Source organism: Streptococcus symci (assembly GCF_006385165.1).
Classification (GTDB): Bacteria; Bacillota; Bacilli; order Lactobacillales; family Streptococcaceae; genus Streptococcus; species Streptococcus symci.
In genome coordinates this window covers 162,675-184,542 of sequence record NZ_VFJA01000003.1, presented here as the reverse complement: position 1 = coordinate 184,542, position 21,868 = coordinate 162,675, and the positions used below count along the sequence as shown (strand labels likewise).

Below are 21,868 nucleotides of genomic sequence, written 5' to 3'. Positions count from 1 at the left end.
AATGAGTATTTTAGAAGTTAAAAATCTGAGTCACGGTTTTGGTGACCGTGCAATTTTTGAAGATGTGTCCTTCCGTCTCCTCAAGGGGGAACATATCGGTCTGGTTGGTGCCAATGGTGAAGGGAAATCAACCTTTATGAGCATTGTGACTGGTAAAATGCTGCCAGATGAAGGGAAGGTTGAGTGGTCCAAATATGTGACTGCTGGTTACTTGGATCAGCACTCCGTCCTTGCTGAAGGGCAGTCGGTACGCGATGTTCTCCGTACGGCCTTTGATGAGCTATTCAAAGCTGAAGTCCGTATCAATGACCTCTATATGGAAATGGCTGAAGACGGAGCGGATGTTGATGCTCTCATGGAAGAAGTGGGAGAACTTCAAGACCGTTTAGAGAGTCGTGATTTCTATACTTTGGATGCTAAGATTGATGAAGTAGCGCGTGCCCTTGGTGTCATGGACTTTGGCATGGATACGGATGTAACCTCTTTGTCAGGTGGGCAAAGAACCAAGGTGCTTTTGGCTAAACTCCTCCTTGAAAAGCCCGATATCTTGCTTTTGGACGAGCCGACCAACTATTTGGATGCTGAGCATATTGATTGGCTCAAGCGCTATCTCCAAAACTATGAGAATGCCTTTGTCCTTATTTCACACGATATTCCATTCCTCAATGATGTTATTAATATTGTCTATCATGTGGAAAATCAACAGCTGACGCGTTACTCTGGTGACTACTACCAGTTCCAAGAAGTCTATGCTATGAAGAAATCTCAGCTAGAGGCAGCCTACGAACGTCAGCAGAAAGAGATTGCCGACCTTAAGGACTTTGTTGCCCGAAACAAAGCGCGTGTTGCAACACGAAACATGGCCATGTCCCGTCAGAAGAAATTGGATAAGATGGATATTATCGAATTGCAAAGTGAGAAACCAAAACCATCATTTGATTTCAAACCAGCTCGTACGCCAGGGCGCTTTATCTTCCAAGCCAAGGATTTGCAGATTGGTTATGACCGTCCTCTGACCAAGCCTTTAAATCTTACCTTTGAACGTAATCAAAAGGTTGCTATTATCGGTGCCAATGGTATCGGGAAAACAACTCTCTTAAAATCTCTCTTAGGTATTATTCCACCAATTGCTGGGGAAGTTGAACGCGGTGACTACCTAGAACTTGGTTATTTTGAACAGGAAGTAGAAGGTGGTAATCGCCAAACCCCACTAGAGGCTGTCTGGAATGCCTTTCCGGCCCTCAACCAAGCAGATGTCCGTGCAGCCCTTGCCCGTTGTGGTTTGACAACCAAGCATATTGAAAGCCAAATTCAAGTCTTGTCAGGTGGGGAACAAGCAAAAGTGCGTTTCTGTCTCTTGATGAATCGTGAAAACAACGTTTTAGTGCTGGACGAGCCGACCAACCACTTGGATGTGGATGCCAAGGATGAACTCAAACGTGCTCTCAAAGAATACAAGGGGTCTATCCTTATGGTCTGCCACGAACCAGACTTCTATGAAGGCTGGATGGACCAAATCTGGGATTTTAATAATTTAACTTAAGAATGAGAGTAAAAGAAATACAGTACCGAATGTGGATACTGTATTTTTTTGGTTTTTATGATTTAAAATTGTAGTCTTTCACCACTTCGATGCTATCGATAGTAATAGCAGTCGTTGGCTTGTCTTTTTCATCTTTTTCGGCTTTGGCAATTTTATCTACAACATCCATACCGTCAATCACTTGACCAAAGACTGGGTGTTTGCCATCTAGACTAGGGTTTCCCCCTTCTTTATAGGCTTCGATGATTTTCTTTGGATACTTGCTTGTAGGGAGTTTAGCAGAGGTATCTGTAGAGTTTTGGTTGATGAAGAACTGGCTACCATTGGTGTTTGGTTGACCAGTGTTAGCCATAGAAAGAGCGCCACGGATGTTATAGAGATAAGGAGTAATCTCGTTTTTGAAACCAGTTCCCTTGTCTTTAGTCTTATCTTTGTCATGCCAAATGGACTGACCACCTGTACCGTCCCCTTTTGGATCTCCAGTTTGAACCATGAAGCCATCGATGACACGGTGGAAGGTAATGCCGTTATAGTAGCCTTCTTTGGCATGAGTGAGGAAGTTTTCAACCGCTAGAGGAGCGAGTTTAGGGAAGAGTTTGATACGGATATCTCCTTGACTTGTGTGGAGAATCACTTCAGCCTCGTCTTCAGCAACTTCTTTAGATAGTTGTGGGAAATTGGCGTTTTCGTTTGTTAAAGCATCGTTTAACTCTTTGGCAGATTGGGCAGCTGCTTTGGAACTTTCTTCAGCAGCAAGACTGGAATCAACATAGTCATCACCACGCAGGCTGCGTTGGATGCTGCTGCATCCAGCTAGGGCTACAGTGGACAGTAAAAGAAGGGTTGCTAGTTTTTTCATTCTATTCCTCTCAAAAATTCATTTCTACCATTGTACCCTAAAAAGAAGGGGATTTCAAATATTAGTGACAAGGTAGTTTTAGAGGAGCCAACCAAAAAGTCGCTTGCTTAGAGATTTTTCTTTGGATGACGGTCAACAATGTCCTGGTATGTTCCAGTATGTGCTTTCCTTTTGGAGTTATTTTATAACCACGAATCGAAAAGTGACCAGCTAATTCTTCTTCTGAAAAATGGTCATGAAGGTCGTGACTTGGTGGTCTTTATAAAATGTTTCTAAAATAGTATTCACTGATAGCCTCTTTCAAACATTTATTTCCTACTTCTAACAAATTTATAAATGGTTTAAAAAATTTATAGTCTGTCAAGTTTTTTTCTTGACACCTGCCAGAAATCTGATATAATAGAACATGTGCTAAATAGCTCAGCTATTTCACCGAAATAAAAAAAATAAGAAAAGAGAATTTAAAAATGGCAGTTAAAATCCGTTTGACTCGTATGGGTTCTAAGAAAAAACCTTTCTACCGTATCAACGTAGCAGATTCACGTTCACCACGTGACGGACGTTTCATTGAAACAGTTGGAACTTACAACCCACTTGTTGCTGAAAACCAAGTAACTTTGAAAGAAGACCGCGTTCTTGCATGGTTGGCTGATGGAGCTCAACCTTCAGATACAGTTCGCAACATCCTTTCAAAAGAAGGTGTATTGAAGAAATTCCACGATTCTAAATTCTCAAAATAAGTTTAAAGTAGGTTGACAGATGGATACGATTGAAAATCTCATTATTGCGATTGTGAAACCCTTGATTTCACAACCAGATGCCTTAACTATCAAGATTGAAGATACACCAGAATTTTTGGAATATCATTTGGATCTTGATCAAAGTGATGTGGGTCGTGTAATCGGTCGTAAGGGTCGCACTATTTCTGCGATAAGAACGATTGTCTACTCTGTCCCAACTGAAGACAAAAAAGTAAGAATCGTTATTGACGAAAAATAAGAAGGGCGGGACGAATGTCTCGCTTTTTTGTGAGAAGTGTAAAATTGCAGCCATTAAGTACCAACATGAACGTGATTTGGAAGGCTTTTTAAAGGGGGGCTGGAAAAGAATGAACATTGATTGTATTTTAAACATAGATTGGGCAATGTACATTGATTGGTTATTGCGAATTTTACAGATTTCGACTTTTATAGGTGTAATTTTAAAAATTAGTTTTCAGAATAAGGCCTATATCAATAATATCGAAATTCAGGTAATTAAACCAATCGAATTTGATTCCTTACATACGAGATTTCATCATATATATGAGTTTAAACATGATGAAAATGATAAACATTATAACCATTTGATTTTTTATCCAAAGGAAGTTGATATTGAAATAGTAGAATTTTATTCTTTAAACTATGATTCAAGAAACGATTGTTTGATTGTAAATAATAAACTGCATACAGTTAAAAATTTAAAGAATTATACATGCTTATTGATTCATACAAATTTACCAGAGAACATGCCTAGTTTAAGAATGAAATGGAAAACAAGTCAGGGTGAAATTGGGGAATATACATTTTATAGCAATATGTATAACGGGAATGTAAATATCTCATCTTTCAAATATAAATTAACATTAAAGAGGAAAATATTAGCACTTTTTGGACTATAGCGGGCCCTCTATGTATTTTCCTCCAACTTGAGAAAATCCTTGGAACGTGATAAAATAAAGGATAAGGATTTTTAATAATTCATTATATAGAACGAGTGGATTTCTTTATGAAGAGGTTTGAAGTATCTACAGAAATTGGTAGTCTCTCTGTTACTTATCAAAAGCAAAAGAAAATGCTAGTTTGTTTAAGTGGCGTAGGTTTGCTACCAAGTTATGAAAATTTTTCACTTATACTTGAAAAACTTCCTCCTACAATTGGTTATTTGACAATTGATTTTCCGAACACAGGTTGGAGTCCGATTCATGACCAAGCTGGAAAAAATCTAGATAATCTTGCAGATGCGGTTTATAAAGTACTTGAAGAATTGGCGATTTCTGAATACATACTTTGTGCACATAGTTTGAGTGGAATTTTAGCTTGTAAATTGCTCAAGAAACCAATTAAGTGTCAGGCTTTAGTAGCAATGGAACCGACAACTAAAAACGTCATGTTTGCTGATTTTTCAGAAAATCCTTATCCAGAAATGGAAAAGCAGATGAGGCTGATTGAGGAGTGTGGTCCTGAACTTTATTTTAAGAACTTAACTCAAGAGACATTTAGCCCTGAAACTAATAAAGAAATCTGGGAATTAATGCAAGAAAAAGGGTCAGAGTTGGAAAATCAAGATACTGGATTTCATATATCTGGAGAGATTACTGAGGAAGATTTTGAGAATGTATCGATAGAATCTCATGTCCCTGTATTTATTTTTTGTCAGCCTTATAGAGAAAAAGAGTACAGAGAATCAGAATATTGGACTTCCAATACTAAACTTATTTTAGGAGGGAATCACCATTATTTACAATGGTCAGAATCAGAAAAAATTGTGACTATTATTCGAGAATTGTCCGAATAAGATGGAAAGAAATAGAGTACAGGAGACAAGATGAACTACTTTAATGTTGGGAAAATCGTCAATACGCAGGGGTTGCAGGGTGAGATGCGAGTCTTGTCTGTGACGGATTTTGCAGAAGAACGGTTTAAAAAAGGTACTGAGCTAGCCTTGTTTGATGAAAAAGATCAGTTTGTTCAAACAGTGACCATCGCTAGCCACCGTAAACAGAAGAACTTTGACATTATTAAATTCAAAGATATGTACCATATCAATGCTATTGAAAAGTACAAGGGATACAGTCTCAAGGTTGCTGAGGAAGATTTGAATGACCTAGACGATGGTGAATTTTATTATCACGAGATTATCGGTTTGGAAGTCTATGAGGGTGATAACTTGATTGGAACCATCAAGGAAATCCTACAACCAGGTGCCAACGATGTCTGGGTGGTCAAGCGAAAAGGTAAACGTGACTTGCTTTTACCTTATATTCCACCAGTGGTTCTCAATGTTGATATTCCGAATAACCGGGTCGATGTGGAAATCTTAGAAGGGTTAGACGATGAAGATTGATATTTTAACCCTCTTTCCAGAGATGTTCTCTCCACTGGAGCACTCAATCGTTGGAAAGGCTCGAGAAAAGGGGCTCTTGGATATCCAGTATCATAATTTTCGAGAAAATGCTGAAAAGGCCCGCCATGTAGATGACGAGCCATACGGAGGCGGTCAGGGGATGTTGCTCCGAGCCCAACCCATTTTCGATGCTTTTGATGCTATTGAAAAGAAAAATCCGCGCGTCATTCTCCTCGATCCTGCTGGGAAACAGTTTGATCAAGCTTACGCTGAGGATTTGGCCAAAGAAGAGGAACTGATCTTTATCTGCGGTCACTATGAGGGCTATGATGAGCGAATTAAGACCTTGGTGACAGATGAGATTTCCCTAGGCGATTATGTCCTCACTGGTGGCGAGTTGGCGGCCATGACCATGATTGATGCGACGGTTCGCCTGATTCCAGAAGTGATTGGCAAGGAGTCTAGCCACCAAGATGATAGTTTTTCTTCTGGCCTTCTTGAATATCCTCAGTACACACGTCCCTATGATTATCGAGGCATGGTCGTGCCAGATGTACTGATGAGCGGGCACCATGAAAAGATTCGTCAGTGGCGATTGTATGAGAGCTTAAAGAAAACCTACGAGCGCAGACCGGATTTGTTAGAAAATTATCAACTGACAGCAGAAGAAGAAAAAATGCTGGCAGAAATCAAAGAAAACAAAGAATAAAGGAGATACCTATGCAAGTAATCAAACGTGATGGAGAAATTGCTGAATTTAATCCAGATAAGATTTACCAAGCTATCTTAAAGGCAGCACAAACTGTCTATGTATTGACAGATGATTTGCGTCAAAACCTTGCACAAGTCACTAAGAAAGTGGTTTTGGACTTGGAAGAAGCCAAGGTAGAACGCGCTACTATCAGCATGATTCAGTCTATGGTTGAACATCGTTTACTGGGTGCAGGTTACATTACCATTGCTGAACACTACATTTCCTATCGTTTACAACGTGACTTGGAAAGAAGTGGTTATGGAGATCATATCGCCGTTCATTTACATTTTGAACAAATTCGCTAAGAAAAAAGAGTGGGATGAAGCAACTACATCTCACTCTTTCTTAAATCTATTTTTTTGGGCTGTTTGGACAGTTGAAGGGACAAATCGCAGGCGTTGAATATCGCTTATGCGGATAATACGGGTCACATTTTTGGCAAAATTTTTCACGATAATTTGCTGGCGTTGCTGATCGTATTTGATGATGTCACCTGTAAAACTTGTCTCAGACAAGATAAGGTGAACAGCGGTTTGTTTCTGGATAGCCTCTTCAATAGTGGCTGTAAGGGAGTTGCTTTCAGTCTGGTCTGATTGGTCATATCCATTTAAAAAGTCATGTATTTTATCAAGAACTTGCTGGAATTTATGTCTCATATTGGCCTCCCTTCTTTTATATCAATATTATATAAAATTTTCCTAAAATCTACAAGATTTTACGAATAATCAAATGAAAGCTAAAAAAGGAGAAGAAAATGGCAGAATTTACATTTGAAATCGAAGAGCACTTGTTGACTCTTTCTGAAAACGAAAAAGGTTGGACCAAGGAAATCAACCGTGTGAGCTTTAATGGTGCTCCTGCAAAGTTTGATATTCGTGCTTGGAGTCCAGATCATACTAAAATGGGCAAAGGGATTACTCTCTCCAATGAAGAATTTCAAACCATGGTGGATGCCTTTAAAGGAAACTAAGTTTTCAAAATGAAAGAAAAGGATATTGAGTCATGACAACTCGATATCCTTTTTTAGTTAGCAAAGTAAGCCTGATTTTTAAGGCGTTGAAGTAGTGGACGACTAATAAGACTAATAGCAAGAAGTTTACCAAGGTCTGGAATGATAAAGGGAAGAACCCCCACCACAAGAGCTTTTTCAAATGCCATTCCAGCTAGGAAATGCAAGCTTAGAATCCCGCCGACAAAGACAAGGGCATCACCCAAGAGGTTTGCAAGAAAAATCTTGACAACTCCACTCTTGCTGTCAGTTAGAGATGAAGTAAGTCCAGAATAAACAAGATAAAACCAAAGATATCCTGCAGTAGGGCCAACTAAAGCCTGAAATCCTGCTCCACCTCCTGCAAAGACAGGAAGACCGATTGCACCTAAAAGAAGATAGAGTCCAACAGAAAGTACAGCCTCTCTAGGTCTAAAGACAGTAGCAATCAAGCCGATTGCAAAGTTTTGCAGAGTGAAGGGAACAGGTCCAATTGGAAGACTGATTTGTGCCAAAACAGCAATGAGAGCAGCCCCAATAGCAGGGATAGCATAAACGTGAGCTTTTTTCAAAATAGTTAACCTCTTTTCTGATGTATAGTAACTATTATACTCGTAGAGTAATTATTGTCAACCAATTTTTAAAAACAAGGTAACAAATACTGTAACAGCCGATTTGCTGACTGAGTAAGTTGTTTTCATCGATTCGTAAATCATCAAAAAAGAAGCAGACACATTTGTATCAGCTTCTTTTATTTCGATTAACGCATAGTTACAAATTCTTCAGATGCAGTTGGGTGAATCGCCACAGTTGCATCAAAGTCTGCCTTGGTTGCTCCCATTTTGATAGCAACAGCAAATCCTTGAATCATTTCATCAACCCCGTAGCCAATTCCATGAAGTCCGACAACTTTTTCTTCTGAACCAGCTGTGATCAATTTGAAACGAGTTTCTTGACGATTGCTGGTGCAAGCAGAGTACATAGAAGTAAAGCTTGATTTGTAAACCTTGATTTGGTCTTGACCGTATTCTTTAATAGCTTGCTCTTCTGTCAATCCAACAGTTCCGATAGCAGGGTGTGAAAAGACAACAGTTGGAATAGTTGTGTAGTCCATTTTAGCAGTTGTTTTTCCGTTAAAGAGACGCTCAGACAAAGTACGTCCAGCCTTGATAGCAACTGGAGTTAGTTCTTTTTCGCCTGTTACATCACCTAGAGCGTAGATTCCCTCAACAACAGTATTTTGGTATTCATCCACTTGGATAAAGCCACGTTCGTTCAGAGTTACTCCAGCTTTTTCAAGTTGCAAGCCCTTAATGTTTGGACGGCGACCAGTAGCCCAGATAACTTGACTAGCTGTGTGACTAGTACCATCTTCGAAATGAATGGTAATGCCTTCAGCAGTTTTTTCTAACTTAGCAGGAACTTTGTAAGTATGAAGTGGTAATTTTGTTCTTTCCATTTCCTTTACCAGACCTTCAACGATGTAAGAATCAAAACCACGTAAAGGACGATCACGACGAACAAAGAGATCTGTTTTGACACCAAAGGTGTGGAGTACGCCAGCCAATTCAACAGCGATATAACCCGCGCCTAGAATTGCAACTGACTCTGGCAATTCTTCCCAGGCAAATACATCATCAGAAGAGCCACCTAGTTCAGCACCGGGAATGTTTGGAATACTTGGATGGGCACCAGTAGCAATCACGATATGTTTAGCACGAATCAGCTCACCATTTACGCTGACAGTATGAGAATCTACAAATTCAGCATGACCTTCAATCAAGTCTACACCGTTGCGTTTAAAACTGCCATCATAAGAAGAACGAGCGCGATCAATATAGGCTTCACGATTGCGACGTAGGGTTGCAAAGTCAAAGTTAAGATCAGTAGTCTTAAAGCCGTAGTCTTCTCCAAATTGATGGAAAGTCTCAGCGATTTGTGCTCCGTACCACATGATTTTTTTAGGAACACAACCGACATTGACGCAGGTTCCACCTAATTTCTTTTCCTCAATAACGGCCGCTTTAGCTCCGTGTTCACCAGCACGGTTCATGGTAGCAATTCCTCCGCTACCTCCACCGATAGCAATGATATCATATTCTCTCATTAAAAACTCCTTTGTACTCTTTTAAATAGTAGAGTGTCATTTTTTGATAGTCATATTCTATCTTTTTTTTTATCTGATTGCAAAAATCTGCTACGTTTAAAAAAATTAAAGAAAAGGCTTGCAAAAAGGAAAAATAAAGTGTATTATATAACTAGTACAATGGTAGTAAAAAATAGATTCCGAACAATAATCAAATCCCGAAATGTCATTATTTCGTTCTGAACTGTTATTGTTTATATTTGCTAATTTTTATATAATATTGTTAAGGACTTTAAATCAAAAAGGAGTTTCATTATGAAGAAGAATCGTAAAGCTAAAAAGTGGCAATTGTATGCAGCAATCGGTGCTGCAAGTGTAGTTGTATTGGGTGCTGGGGGCATTTTACTCTTTAGACAACCTTCTCAGACTGCTGTAAAAGATGAGCCTACTCATCTTGTTGTTGCCAAGGAAGGAAGCGTGGCATCCTCTGTTTTATTGTCAGGGACAGTAACAGCAAAAAATGAACAATATGTTTATTTTGATGCTAGTAAGGGTGATTTAGATGAAATTCGTGTTTCTGTGGGTGATAAAGTCAGTGAAGGACAGGCTTTAGTCAAGTACAGTAGTTCAGAAGCGCAGGCGGCCTATGATTCAGCTAGTCGAGCAGTAGCTAAGGCAGATCGTCATATCAATGAACTCAATCAAGCACGAAATGAAGCCGCTTCAGCTCCGGCTCCACAGTTACCAGCGCCAGCAGGAGGCGAAGGTGCAACAGCCCAAACTCCAGCTCCAGTCTCAGGAAATGCAGTGTCATCTATTGATGCGCAACTAGGGGATGCGCGTGATGCTCGTGCAGATGCAGCAGCACAATTAAGCAAGGCTCAAAGTCAGTTGGATGCCATGACGGTCCTCAGCACTCTAGAAGGAACTGTGGTCGAAGTCAACCGTAATGTTTCTAAATCTCCAACTGGAGCTAGCCAGGTGGTAGTTCATGTCGTTAGCAATGAAAATTTGCAAGTTAAGGGGGAACTATCTGAATATAACCTCGCTAACTTATCTGTAGGTCAAGAAGTAACTTTTACTTCTAAAGTTTACCAAGATAAGAGCTGGACTGGTAAGATTAGCTACATTTCTGACTACCCTAAAAACAATGGTGAAGCAGCAAGTGCAGCTACTGCCGCAGCAGGTGGTAATTCTGGTTCTAAATATCCATATACCATCGATGTTACAAGTGAAATCGGTGACTTGAAACAAGGATTCTCAGTAAGTGTTGAGGTTAAGAATAAGAGTAAAGCTATTCTGGTTCCTTTAACAAGTGTTGTGACTGAAAATGATAAGAACTATGTCTGGGTACTTGACGAGCAGAAAAAGGCCAAGAAAGTGGAAGTTGGTTTGGGCAATGCTGATGCAGACAACCAAGAAATCACTTCAGGTCTGACAAATGGAGTCAAGGTCATCAGTAACCCAACGTCTTCTCTAGAGGAAGGAAAAGAGGTGAAGGCTGATGAAGCAACTAATTAGTCTAAAAAATATCTGCAGAAGCTACCGTAACGGTGACCAAGAACTGCAGGTTCTCAAAAATATCAACCTAGAAGTGAATGAGGGTGAATTTGTTGCCATCATGGGACCATCTGGTTCTGGTAAGTCAACCCTCATGAACACGATTGGCATGTTGGATACACCAACCAGTGGAGAGTATTATCTTGAAGGTCAAGAAGTGGCTGGACTAGGTGAAAAACAACTAGCCAAGGTCCGCAACCAACAAATCGGATTTGTCTTTCAGCAGTTCTTTCTTCTATCTAAACTCAATGCTCTGCAAAATGTAGAATTACCCTTAATTTACGCAGGAGTTTCGGCTTCAAAACGGCGCAAGTTAGCTGAGGAATATCTAGATAAAGTTGAATTGACAGAACGTAGTCACCATTTGCCTTCGGAATTATCTGGTGGTCAAAAGCAACGTGTGGCTATTGCGCGTGCCTTGGTAAATAATCCTTCTATTATTCTAGCGGACGAACCGACAGGAGCCTTGGATACCAAAACAGGGAATCAAATTATGCAACTATTGGTTGAACTAAATAAAGAAGGAAAAACCATTATCATGGTAACGCATGAGCCTGAGATCGCTGCTTATGCCAAACGCCAGATTGTCATTCGAGATGGAGTTATTTCATCTGATAGTGCTCAGTTAGAAAAGGAGGAAAACTAAGATGCAGAATCTGAAATTTGCCTTTTCATCTATCATGGCACATAAAATGCGCTCTTTTCTCACTATGATTGGGATTATCATTGGTGTTTCATCAGTTGTTGTGATTATGGCTCTGGGAGATTCTATGTCTCGTCAGGTCAATAAAAATATGACCAAGTCACAGAAGAATATCCATGTTTTTTTCTCACCTATTAAAAGTAAAGATGGCTCTTTTACCCAAAAACAATCAGCATTGACAGTTTCTGGGAAAGAAGAGGAAGTTCCTGTGGAACCACCAAAACCACAAGAAGCTTGGGTCAAGGAGGCTGCTAAAGTTAAAGGTGTAGATAGTTACTATGTAACCAACTCGACCAATACCACCCTGTCTTATAAAGACAAAAAAGTGGATCGTGCTAGCTTAACAGGTGGAAATATTACTTACATGAAGGCGGTTGAAAATGAAATTGTTGCAGGCCGCAGTTTCATAGCTCAGGATTATAAAGATGTGGCCAGTGTCATTTTGCTAGACCAAGAACTTGCTAATAGCCTGTTTGGATCTGCTCAAGAAGCTGTTAACCAGGTTATAGATGTCGGTGGCTTTAGCTATCGTGTCATTGGTGTCTATACCAGCGATGAGGCCAAGACTGCCAAGACTTTTGGTATTGGTGGACTTCCAATTACGACTAATATTTCTCTTGCCAATAACTTCAATATGGATGAAATTTCTGATATTGTCTTCCGTGTCAATGATACAAGTTTGACACCAACAGTGGGACCAGAATTAGCTAGAAAATTGACCGAGATTGCTGGTCTTCAGCAAGGGGAGTATCAGGTGGCAGATGCGACTGCAGCCTTCCAAGAAGTACAACAACTGTTCGGCTTTATAACTACGATTATTAGTGCCATTGCAGGAATTTCACTTTTTGTTGGAGGGACTGGTGTTATGAACATCATGCTGGTTTCTGTTACAGAGCGTACCCGTGAGATTGGTCTCCGTAAGGCTTTGGGTGCAACACGTGCTAATATTTTAATCCAGTTTTTGATTGAATCCATGATATTGACCTTGCTTGGTGGAGTCATTGGTTTAACCATTGCGACAGGCTTAACCGCTATAGCTGGCATACTCTTGCAAGGATTGATTGCGGGTATAGAAGTAGGAGTGTCAATCCCGGTTGCCCTATTTAGTCTTGCAGTTTCGGCTAGCGTGGGTATGATTTTTGGAGTTTTGCCAGCCAACAAGGCATCGAAACTTGATCCAATTGAAGCCCTTCGTTATGAATAAAATCAACAAGATGGACACTCGTCTATCTTGTTTTTATATAGATTTCCCTATCGAAAATCCTTAAAAATGTGATATAATGAAGTGTTAGAAAAACAGGTTTCATTTGCCTGGAAAGGAAAAATTATGTCTGAAAAGAATTTTTATATTACAACGCCGATTTACTATCCATCTGGAAAACTTCATATCGGATCTGCCTACACAACCATCGCATGTGATGTCCTAGCACGTTACAAACGCCTGATGGGCTACGATGTTTTTTATTTGACAGGTCTTGACGAGCATGGTCAAAAAATCCAGCAAAAAGCAGAAGAAGCTGGAATTACACCACAATCCTACGTTGATGGTATGGCTGTTGGAGTCAAAGAACTCTGGCAATTACTAGATATCTCATACGATAAATTTATCCGTACAACTGATGACTACCATGAAAAAGTTGTCGCGCAGGTCTTTGAACGCTTGCTTGCTCAAGATGATATTTACTTGGGTGAATACTCTGGTTGGTATTCAGTATCAGATGAGGAATTCTTTACAGAAAGCCAACTTGCAGAAGTATTCCGTGATGAAGCCGGAAATGTAACGGGAGGTATCGCTCCATCAGGACACGAGGTTGAATGGGTTTCTGAAGAATCATACTTCCTTCGCCTCAGCAAATACCAAGATCGTTTGGTCGAATTTTTCAAGTCCCATCCTGAATTTATCACTCCAGATGGTCGTCTGAATGAAATGCTGCGCAACTTTATCGAGCCAGGTTTGGAAGATTTGGCTGTTTCTCGTACAACCTTTACATGGGGTGTTCCGGTATCATCAAATCCTAAACACGTTGTCTACGTTTGGATTGATGCTCTTCTTAACTATGCGACAGCTCTTGGCTACGGTCAAGACGAACATGGTAACTTTGACAAGTTCTGGAATGGAACAGTCTTCCACATGGTAGGAAAAGACATCCTTCGTTTCCACTCAATCTACTGGCCAATCCTTCTTATGATGTTGGATATCAAATTGCCAGATCGTTTGATTGCTCACGGTTGGTTCGTCATGAAAGACGGTAAAATGTCTAAGTCAAAAGGGAATGTCGTTTACCCTGAAATGTTGGTAGAGCGTTATGGACTAGATCCACTTCGTTACTATCTCATGCGTAGCCTTCCAGTTGGTTCAGACGGAACCTTTACTCCTGAAGACTACGTTGGCCGTATTAACTACGAATTGGCCAATGACCTTGGAAACCTTCTCAACCGTACGGTTTCTATGATTAACAAGTACTTTGATGGACAAATTCCAGTCTATGTAGAGGGTGTAACAGAGTTTGACCATGCTCTTGCTGAGGTTGTAGAACAATCAATCGCTGACTACCACACCTACATGGAAGCAGTTGACTATCCACGTGCACTTGAAGCAGTCTGGACTCTGATCTCTCGTACCAATAAATACATCGACGAGACAGCACCGTGGGTCTTGGCAAAGGATGAAGCACTTCGAGATCAATTGGCAAGTGTCATGAGTCACTTGGCAGCTAGCCTTCGTGTCGTTGCTCACTTGATTGAGCCATTTATGATGGAAACAAGTCGTGCAGTCTTGAATCAACTTGGCTTGGAAGAAGTAGCAAGTCTTGAAAACTTGAGCTTGGCTGACTTCCCAGAAGATGTGACTGTAGTTGCCAAAGGAACACCAATCTTCCCACGTCTGGATATGGAAGAAGAAATCGCCTATATCAAGGAACAAATGGAAGGCAACAAACCAGCAGTCGAAAAAGAGTGGAACCCAGACGAAGTTGAACTCAAACTAAACAAGGAAGAAATCAAGTTTGAAGACTTTGACAAGGTCGAAATCCGTGTCGCAGAAGTCAAAGAAGTGTCTAAAGTAGAAGGTTCAGATAAGTTGCTTCAATTCCGCTTGGATGCTGGCGATGGTGAAGATCGTCAAATTCTTTCTGGGATTGCAAAATACTATCCAAACGAACAAGAATTGGTCGGCAAGAAAGTTCAAATCGTTGCCAATCTCAAACCACGCAAGATGATGAAGAAATATGTCAGTCAAGGGATGATTCTCTCAGCTGAACATGATGGACAATTAACCCTTCTTACAGTTGATTCAGCTGTACCAAACGGAAGTGTGATTGGGTAAAATTAAAACACTAAAGTCAGTTGAAAGATAAAGTCCTTAGACTACAAGTTTCTAAGGACTTTTCTTTGTTGACTAAACTGAGATTTTCATTGATTGGATTCGTATTAAGGTCGCAGACAATAACCACAAATATACTCACTAAGTTCTAGACAAGTAAGCTGGGTTCATGAGTGGCAACTGGAAGTTGACATTGGCTTGGATCTGAAAAAACACGGGGAAAAAGTCGCTTGCCCCTCAAAAGAAAGCGAAAATCGAAAAAAATTCTACGTTGAAAAGTCATGTGGAAGTTGCTTTTAGAACTTACCTTTATTTTTCTATCTTTATTAGAATGACTTCTAATGTAGAAGTATAATAGATTTTTTGGTATAATAAAAGTTATGGAAATCGAAAAAACCAACCGTATGAATGCGCTCTTTGAATTTTATGCGGCGCTTTTGACAGATAAGCAAATGAATTATATCGAGCTCTACTACGCTGATGATTATAGCCTTGCTGAAATTGCCGAGGAATTTGGTGTCAGTCGTCAGGCTGTCTATGATAATATTAAGCGGACAGAAAAGATTCTGGAAGATTATGAGATGAAATTGCACATGTACTCGGACTACATTGTCCGCAGTCAGATTTTTGACCAGATTTTGGAGCGCTATCCCAAGGATGACTTTCTGAAGGAGCAGATAGAAATTTTAACAAGCATTGATAATAGAGAATAAGAGGAAGAAACATGGCATTTGAAAGTTTAACAGAACGTTTGCAGAACGTCTTTAAAAATCTACGTAAAAAAGGAAAAATATCTGAATCTGATGTCCAGGAGGCAACCAAAGAAATTCGCTTAGCCTTGCTCGAGGCCGACGTTGCCTTGCCTGTTGTAAAGGACTTTATCAAGAAAGTTCGTGAGCGTGCAGTCGGCCATGAGGTCATTGATACCCTTAATCCTGCGCAACAAATTATTAAAATAGTTGATGAGGAACTGACAGCCGTTTTAGGTTCTGATACGGCAGAAATTATCAAGTCACCTAAGATTCCTACAATCATCATGATGGTTGGTTTACAGGGGGCTGGTAAAACAACTTTTGCTGGTAAATTGGCCAACAAACTCAAGAAAGAAGAAAATGCTCGTCCTTTGATGATTGCGGCGGATATTTATCGTCCTGCGGCTATTGACCAGTTGAAAACTCTGGGTCAACAGATTGATGTGCCGGTTTTCGCTCTTGGAACAGAGGTTCCAGCTGTTGAGATTGTTCGTCAAGGTTTGGAACAAGCCCAAGCTAATCATAATGACTATGTCTTGATTGATACGGCAGGTCGTTTGCAGATTGATGAGCTTTTGATGAATGAACTTCGTGACGTAAAAGCATTGGCTCAACCAAACGAAATTCTCCTCGTGGTTGATGCCATGATTGGTCAAGAAGCGGCCAATGTTGCGCGTGAGTTTAATGCTCAGTTGGAAGTCACTGGGGTCATCCTTACCAAGATTGATGGGGATACTCGTGGTGGTGCGGCTCTATCGGTTCGTCACATCACTGGAAAACCAATCAAGTTCACTGGTACAGGTGAAAAAATTACAGATATCGAAACCTTCCACCCAGACCGTATGTCTAGCCGTATCCTTGGTATGGGGGATATGCTCACTTTGATTGAGAAAGCTTCTCAAGAATACGATGAGCAAAAAGCCCTTGAAATGGCTGAGAAGATGCGTGAAAACACATTTGATTTCAATGATTTCATTGATCAGTTGGATCAGGTGCAAAATATGGGGCCGATGGAAGACTTGCTCAAGATGATTCCAGGTATGGCTAACAATCCAGCCCTTCAAAACATGAAGGTAGATGAACGCCAGATTGCTCGCAAACGTGCTATTGTGTCTTCAATGACACCTGAAGAACGTGAAAATCCAGATTTGTTAAATCCGAGCCGTCGCCGTCGTATCGCTGCAGGTTCTGGGAATACCTTTGTCGAAGTTAATAAATTCATCAAAGACTTTAACCAAGCTAAACAGCTTATGCAGGGTGTTATGTCTGGAGATATGAACAAAATGATGAAGCAGATGGGAATCAATCCAAACAATCTTCCTAAAAATATGCCAAATATGGGAGGAATGGATATGTCTGCCCTTGAAGGAATGATGGGACAAGGTGGTATGCCTGACTTATCAGCTCTAGGAGGAGCGGGAATGCCAGATATGAGCCAGATGTTTGGTGGTGGACTAAAAGGTAAAATCGGTGAATTTGCTATGAAACAGTCCATGAAACGCATGGCTAATAAAATGAAGAAAGCGAAGAAGAAACGCAAATAAAAAGGGAAGCAGAAGTGCTTTCCTTTTTTATATAAAATATGTGCTTTCTATGATTAGGCAATTTTCTTAATCGAAAAATTGACTAAATAGAAAGAGAGATTTCAAATCCTTGCGTCCATTCGGATTTTACTGTGATTTCGATTTTTAAAGCATCTGCTAATTGTTTGACTAGATAGAGCCCCATACCTGTTGATTTTTTCCTTGTATCACCTGAATCACCTGTAAAGCCTTTTTCAAAGATATGAGGGAGGTCACAAGCTTTAACTCCGCAACCATTATCCCTAATAATCAGACTTGTGCGCCCCTTATCTTTTGACATAGAAATACTGAGTTCGGGCTTGTCAGAGCTATATTTAAGGGCGTTGGCGAGGATTTGAGAGAGGATAAATTCAAAACTGCGTTGATCGGTGTAGCAGATTCCTTGTATGTTCTCTAGCTGAATCGTAAATTTCTTTTCTTTGAGCAAGGGATCAAAGTTTTCCAAAAGATCTTGGATACACTCTTGGAGGTCAAGGTCTTCAAATAGAAAATCATTTTTTTCACTTTTCACCCTGTAATAGAATAGTATCTGTGATACATTTCCTTGGATTTGATTTTTCACATAGTCCAACTTAAAAGTTGTATCCTTTGGCAACTGGTCACTTTGATTGTCCAAAAGGAGGGAAAGAAGCGATAGAGGGAGTTTGATTTCATGAGCCCATTTTTCAACATAGTCCTCGTATTCGGCTAGTAATGAGTTGAGCTTTCCTATTTCCGCTTGCCTTTGGTAAAGCGCATTTGCGATTTCTTCGATGCTTTCTTTCTCTGAGGCACTTGATAAACGCAATAATTCCAGCTCCGTATCCATCTTAGGATTGGCTATGAAGGCTTTATAGGCAGCGGATTTTTTTCTTTCTTTTCTTATCAGTAGGAATGATAGGATGAAAAAGAGCAGGACAGTAGCTAAAAGATAGAGAATGATGAGGGCTTGAAACTTTCTCACGTCTGAAAGCCAAAGCAGGACAGCTGTGAATAGATCAAATGCTAAGAGAACAAGTAACCAAGGGAGATAGGTAGCCAAATATTTAGGATTCTGTTTCATATTCCCTTCCCTCTTCCAATTTGTAACCGATGCCTCTGACGGACTTGACTTGAAGTGCAATACCAGCCTGTTTCATCACCTTTTTGAGTCTTGCAATATTTACTTGAAGGGCATTTTCATCGATGAACTCAGTTGTATTCCACAGTTTCATGCTTAGTTCTTCTTTTGTGACGACAGAATCAGTTGCCACTAATAAAGTTTCTAACAATTTCCCTTGATTTTGGGGGAGTAAAATCGAGTGTCCATTGATATAAAGGGTATAGGTCTGTCTATCCAGCAGAAAATTATCTTTTTCAAGTAGATTTTGTCTGCCTTCATAGCGTTTCAAGATATTTTCTATACGTGCCAAAAATCTTTCTTTCTTGAAAGGCTTTGTTAGATACTCATCTGCCCCTAATTTCAGGGCGTAGATTTCATCTTTTAATTGTTCACGGGAAGTGAGAACCAATATAGGGACAGAGCGTTTTGACTTGAGATTTTTACAAATTTGAAAACCTGTTTCTCCTGGCAAATTCAAATCCAGTATGATTAGATCTGTATCGTATTGCAGCACTTGCTGGCTTGTATCTTTGAAGTCAGTCAACTTATCAACTTGATAACCCGCTTTCTCTAACAAGATGACAATTTCATCTCGAATCAAGGCTTCATCTTCAATAACCAGAATATGCTTCATATCGGTTCCTCCTTTTCCTATTTTATTCTACCTTATTCATCTCTTTTGGGTTCCATTAATGACAATAAGTACTTGTTGCTATTTTTCTTTACAATTCTGATATAGATGACTTCAAAGCCAGCTAATAGCAGTACGATCAGCATGGCTGTGATAAATCTCTGCCCCATAACCATTCTTGCGCTAGTGGGCACTATTCCTGTGAGGAGGGAGCTCACTCCGAAGCTACTACTGATAAGTGCAAGGGCTATTGGTAGACCGAAATACCAGTTGACTTGCTTTTCTGACGATTTACAAAGAGTTTCGTAGTTGGCACCAAGATGGATTAAGGTCTGGTATCGTCTATAGGATTGTCTTTGTCCCATCAAAAACTGAACGCCGATAATTGTATTTGCGACAACAAGGAAGATGATAGACAGATAGATGGTGACATAGCTGGCAGAGATAATGTAAAACAATTGTCTTCCCATATTTTGTATATAGCTTTCATAGCCAAGAGAGGTTTGATTTAGCTTTTCATTGGTATCTGAGATAGCTCTCATCAAGCCTTTTTCCTTGACTAGCTCAGGAGCCAAGATACCGCTAACATAGTTCGAATAGCGACCGTCTGTATAGCTCATGAAAATCTCATCTGGAACTATGAGAGCGACAGAGAGGGTTATCTCATGATCCGTTACGATTGGCAAAGACTCCACCTCGCCAATCAATTTTACATCATTTCCCATGACTTTGATTTGAGGCTTTGTCTTTAGGACAGAGTTGACGAGACTTTCATCTGGCAGAAAATCTTTCCCCATATACAAATATGCTTCCTTATTAGTTAGTTCTAGAGGAGGAAGATTGGCAGCCTTTTTAAGTTCATTGTATTCGGAAACTGGTATGAGGTGGGAATTAGTAGACTGTTTAAATTTATGGAGCAAAATTTCCTTGTTCTTGTTGTCTTTTTGATTTTTCAACTCCTTGATGACCTCTTCAAAGGACACGGATTCGTGTTCTTTAGTTTGGCCTACTTTAATTTGCAGAATCTTTGAAAACTGTGATACTAGTCCGGCAGCTTCAAGCTCTTTTTTAACTGCATTTACATCAAGATTTTCATCTGTTTCCTGCTTGCTATCTCTAAATGTATAATCCAATACGTGGGTTTGATTGCCTGGATTGCCGCTTGTAATGGCCACACCTGCTCCAAAGAGGCACAAGGCAGAGAAAATTAAGAGGGAGCAGACAGCCAGTATAGTTGAGCGTTGGATAACTAATTCCTGAATCTGTCTAAAATTATAGGCATGAAGTTTTCGATTGTTTCCAAGCTTGACCAAAAAGTCTATAAATAAACGCATACCAAAGAAGAGTAGGATAGTTCCCAGAGTTCCTAAGAGAACGGTGATGCCCATTGTTATGACATTTTCCCAAGCTCGTCCACTCATACCCATGTAATAGGCTGTTCCTAGAAGCAAAATTCCGAGGACAGAAGCAAGAAGGTACACCCCCTTGGGGAGTAGTTTCTTCATCCCAGAAGGAGAATAGGCGAGCAGGTTTCCGATTTCCATATTGGCAGTCTTTGCACTTAAAAGGACAAAAACAGCTAATTTTACGGCTAGGAAGCCGATGACTGTATAGAGTAGAGCTGTGGTAGATAGAGAAAATTGATGTTCAATAATCCCTAGTCCCACAATTTTAGCGGTTATTAGGCTAATCAATTCTGAAATTAAGATGGAAATAGGAAGGCCTATTCCAAGGGCAAGGACACTGTTTCTCAAATCCTCGAGTAGGAGCAGTAAGAAGAGTTTGCTTCTTCGCATGCCCAGTGTGAGATAAACACCAAATTCATGTTTTCTTCTTTCCATCTGCATACTGCTTGAGAAGTAAACTAGAAAAAAGAGAATAAAGAGCGTTGCTACATAAAGAATGGGAATCATGCTAAAGAGTTTATTTACAGCGTCACTTTCTATTTGTTTTAGAAAGTGCATCACATCTTGATGAGTCAAAGAAAGGATGATGTAAAAGGAGATAATAGACAGAACCATAGAACTGAAATACAGGCCGTTATTTTTTCGATCTCTTTTGCTATTTCTTGAGACTAATTTAGAAAACATTACCATCACCTCCAGCTAGTGCAGCCATGACCTTTAGTATTCTGTGATAGAAGTCTTCTTGACTTTCTCTTGGATAATCGCGACGGATTTCATGGAATAGTTTTCCATCTTGGATAAACAAGATGCGGTTGCAAAAGCTAGCTGCTACGGAATCGTGGGTCACCATGAGAATGGTGGTTTCTTCCACTTGATTCATTTCGGATAATTTTTGCATCAAAATGGTCGCATTTTTTGAATCCAAAGCTCCTGTGGGCTCGTCCGCAAATACAATCTTAGGGTCTAAAATTAAGGCGCGCGCAGCAGCTACCCTTTGCCGTTGACCACCTGATAATTGAGAAGGGAACTTATCCAGAAGTTCAGAAATATCCAGATATTGGGAAAGTAATTCTAACCGAACCTTGCTTTCGTTGGCATCGACCTTGTGCAAAGATAAGGGAAGTAAAATATTTTCTTTTGCTGTAAGATTGTCCAAGAGCTCAAAATTCTGGAAGAGATAGCCAATTTCCTTGCCTCTATAATCTGCTAATTGGCTCCCTTTTAACTGACCTAAATCCTTTTCTTGCATTTGAATGGAACCGTCAGTTGGCTTGATGATTGTGGCTAGACAGTTAAGAAGAGTTGTTTTCCCAGAACCGCTACTCCCCATAATTCCTAAGAACTCACCTTTTACAACTTGAAAAGATATGCTATCCAAGGCTTTGGTAATATTGGGACCTTTCCCATAATACTTTTTTAATGATTCTACTCGTAAAATTGTGTCCATGTGAAACACCTCCATTTTTTGTTACTATCATTATAATATGAATCAGAG

Annotated in this window: 23 protein-coding genes; 15 read left to right on the top strand and 8 right to left on the bottom strand. The window is 40.0% G+C overall.

Features of this window, described 5'->3' with window-relative positions:
- The first annotated feature begins 1 nt into the window (after nucleotide 1).
- Nucleotides 2-1,543 carry an ABC-F family ATP-binding cassette domain-containing protein gene (locus FJN11_RS07530; RefSeq protein ID WP_140224250.1) on the top strand — a complete coding sequence of 514 codons (1,542 nt, stop codon included), beginning with the start codon at nucleotides 2-4 and terminating at the stop codon, nucleotides 1,541-1,543.
- A 55-nt stretch (nucleotides 1,544-1,598) separates the two neighbouring features.
- Here FJN11_RS07530 and FJN11_RS07525 read toward each other — a convergent pair whose 3' ends face one another.
- Nucleotides 1,599-2,402 carry a peptidylprolyl isomerase gene (locus FJN11_RS07525; protein ID WP_023946405.1) on the bottom strand — a complete coding sequence of 268 codons (804 nt, stop codon included), beginning with the start codon at nucleotides 2,400-2,402 and terminating at the stop codon, nucleotides 1,599-1,601.
- Nucleotides 2,403-2,869: 467 nt separating this feature from the next.
- Here FJN11_RS07525 and rpsP point away from each other — a divergent pair, with 467 nt between their 5' ends.
- The 7 genes from rpsP (at nucleotide 2,870) to FJN11_RS07490 (ending at nucleotide 6,566) form a co-directional block, all read left to right on the top strand.
- A complete protein-coding gene (gene rpsP / locus FJN11_RS07520) occupies nucleotides 2,870-3,142 on the top strand; it encodes a 30S ribosomal protein S16 (RefSeq protein ID WP_000268760.1) in 273 nt (90 codons plus the stop codon).
- Between the two features lie 19 nt (nucleotides 3,143-3,161).
- A complete protein-coding gene (gene kphA, locus FJN11_RS07515) occupies nucleotides 3,162-3,401 on the top strand; it encodes an RNA-binding protein KphA (RefSeq protein WP_000379617.1) in 240 nt (79 codons plus the stop codon).
- A 109-nt stretch (nucleotides 3,402-3,510) separates the two neighbouring features.
- Nucleotides 3,511-4,062 carry a hypothetical protein gene (locus tag FJN11_RS07510; RefSeq protein ID WP_049551885.1) on the top strand — a complete coding sequence of 184 codons (552 nt, stop codon included), beginning with the start codon at nucleotides 3,511-3,513 and terminating at the stop codon, nucleotides 4,060-4,062.
- Nucleotides 4,063-4,169: 107 nt separating this feature from the next.
- On the top strand, nucleotides 4,170-4,958 hold the full coding sequence (locus FJN11_RS07505) for an alpha/beta fold hydrolase (RefSeq protein WP_049551869.1): 789 nt from the start codon (nucleotides 4,170-4,172) through the stop codon (nucleotides 4,956-4,958).
- A 30-nt stretch (nucleotides 4,959-4,988) separates the two neighbouring features.
- Complete coding sequence (rimM, locus tag FJN11_RS07500; RefSeq protein ID WP_057487241.1) at nucleotides 4,989-5,507, top strand: ribosome maturation factor RimM; 519 nt, start codon at nucleotides 4,989-4,991, stop codon at nucleotides 5,505-5,507.
- Complete coding sequence (gene trmD / locus FJN11_RS07495) at nucleotides 5,497-6,216, top strand: tRNA (guanosine(37)-N1)-methyltransferase TrmD (protein WP_004260780.1); 720 nt, start codon at nucleotides 5,497-5,499, stop codon at nucleotides 6,214-6,216. Before rimM ends, trmD begins: the two co-directional genes overlap by 11 nt.
- 11 nt (nucleotides 6,217-6,227) lie before the next feature.
- Nucleotides 6,228-6,566, top strand: a complete 339-nt coding sequence (locus FJN11_RS07490) for an ATP cone domain-containing protein (RefSeq protein ID WP_001196040.1) — start codon at nucleotides 6,228-6,230, stop codon at nucleotides 6,564-6,566.
- Nucleotides 6,567-6,596: 30 nt separating this feature from the next.
- Here FJN11_RS07490 and FJN11_RS07485 read toward each other — a convergent pair whose 3' ends face one another.
- The gene (locus tag FJN11_RS07485; protein ID WP_140224249.1) at nucleotides 6,597-6,917 is read right to left on the bottom strand and encodes a hypothetical protein; all 321 of its coding nucleotides are present in this window, start codon (nucleotides 6,915-6,917) and stop codon (nucleotides 6,597-6,599) included.
- Between the two features lie 98 nt (nucleotides 6,918-7,015).
- On the opposite strand from FJN11_RS07485, the gene FJN11_RS07480 reads away from it, so the two are divergent.
- On the top strand, nucleotides 7,016-7,231 hold the full coding sequence (locus FJN11_RS07480; protein ID WP_000807422.1) for a YdbC family protein: 216 nt from the start codon (nucleotides 7,016-7,018) through the stop codon (nucleotides 7,229-7,231).
- A 53-nt stretch (nucleotides 7,232-7,284) separates the two neighbouring features.
- On the opposite strand, the gene FJN11_RS07475 is transcribed toward FJN11_RS07480, so the two are convergent.
- The gene (locus FJN11_RS07475; protein ID WP_140224248.1) at nucleotides 7,285-7,821 is read right to left on the bottom strand and encodes a biotin transporter BioY; all 537 of its coding nucleotides are present in this window, start codon (nucleotides 7,819-7,821) and stop codon (nucleotides 7,285-7,287) included.
- A gap of 188 nt (nucleotides 7,822-8,009) precedes the next feature.
- Nucleotides 8,010-9,356, bottom strand: a complete 1,347-nt coding sequence (gor, locus tag FJN11_RS07470; protein WP_140224247.1) for a glutathione-disulfide reductase — start codon at nucleotides 9,354-9,356, stop codon at nucleotides 8,010-8,012.
- A gap of 291 nt (nucleotides 9,357-9,647) precedes the next feature.
- On the opposite strand from gor, the gene FJN11_RS07465 reads away from it, so the two are divergent.
- From FJN11_RS07465 to ffh, 6 genes are all read left to right on the top strand, one after another.
- Nucleotides 9,648-10,856 (top strand): efflux RND transporter periplasmic adaptor subunit, encoded by a 1,209-nt coding sequence (locus tag FJN11_RS07465; RefSeq protein WP_181146404.1) that lies wholly within the window; start codon nucleotides 9,648-9,650, stop codon nucleotides 10,854-10,856.
- A complete protein-coding gene (locus FJN11_RS07460; protein WP_000811471.1) occupies nucleotides 10,840-11,541 on the top strand; it encodes an ABC transporter ATP-binding protein in 702 nt (233 codons plus the stop codon). Before FJN11_RS07465 ends, FJN11_RS07460 begins: the two co-directional genes overlap by 17 nt.
- A 1-nt stretch (nucleotide 11,542) precedes the next feature.
- Nucleotides 11,543-12,802 carry an ABC transporter permease gene (locus FJN11_RS07455; RefSeq protein WP_125409963.1) on the top strand — a complete coding sequence of 420 codons (1,260 nt, stop codon included), beginning with the start codon at nucleotides 11,543-11,545 and terminating at the stop codon, nucleotides 12,800-12,802.
- Nucleotides 12,803-12,925: 123 nt separating this feature from the next.
- The gene (gene metG / locus FJN11_RS07450; protein ID WP_125409962.1) at nucleotides 12,926-14,923 is read left to right on the top strand and encodes a methionine--tRNA ligase; all 1,998 of its coding nucleotides are present in this window, start codon (nucleotides 12,926-12,928) and stop codon (nucleotides 14,921-14,923) included.
- A gap of 377 nt (nucleotides 14,924-15,300) precedes the next feature.
- A complete protein-coding gene (locus FJN11_RS07445; RefSeq protein WP_004260758.1) occupies nucleotides 15,301-15,633 on the top strand; it encodes a putative DNA-binding protein in 333 nt (110 codons plus the stop codon).
- Nucleotides 15,634-15,644: 11 nt separating this feature from the next.
- Nucleotides 15,645-17,216, top strand: a complete 1,572-nt coding sequence (gene ffh / locus FJN11_RS07440) for a signal recognition particle protein (RefSeq protein ID WP_000863622.1) — start codon at nucleotides 15,645-15,647, stop codon at nucleotides 17,214-17,216.
- An 82-nt stretch (nucleotides 17,217-17,298) separates the two neighbouring features.
- Here ffh and FJN11_RS07435 read toward each other — a convergent pair whose 3' ends face one another.
- The 4 genes from FJN11_RS07435 to FJN11_RS07420 are packed head-to-tail and all read right to left on the bottom strand — an operon-like array spanning nucleotide 17,299 to nucleotide 21,820.
- Complete coding sequence (locus FJN11_RS07435; RefSeq protein ID WP_049551877.1) at nucleotides 17,299-18,297, bottom strand: sensor histidine kinase; 999 nt, start codon at nucleotides 18,295-18,297, stop codon at nucleotides 17,299-17,301.
- Nucleotides 18,281-18,970, bottom strand: coding sequence for a response regulator transcription factor (locus FJN11_RS07430; RefSeq protein ID WP_049551878.1), 690 nt, complete (start codon nucleotides 18,968-18,970; stop codon nucleotides 18,281-18,283). The genes FJN11_RS07435 and FJN11_RS07430 overlap by 17 nt, the downstream gene beginning before the upstream one ends.
- 32 nt (nucleotides 18,971-19,002) lie before the next feature.
- Nucleotides 19,003-21,057, bottom strand: a complete 2,055-nt coding sequence (locus FJN11_RS07425; RefSeq protein WP_125431012.1) for an FtsX-like permease family protein — start codon at nucleotides 21,055-21,057, stop codon at nucleotides 19,003-19,005.
- A complete protein-coding gene (locus tag FJN11_RS07420; RefSeq protein ID WP_049493441.1) occupies nucleotides 21,047-21,820 on the bottom strand; it encodes an ABC transporter ATP-binding protein in 774 nt (257 codons plus the stop codon). The genes FJN11_RS07425 and FJN11_RS07420 overlap by 11 nt, the downstream gene beginning before the upstream one ends.
- Nucleotides 21,821-21,868 lie beyond the last annotated feature (48 nt).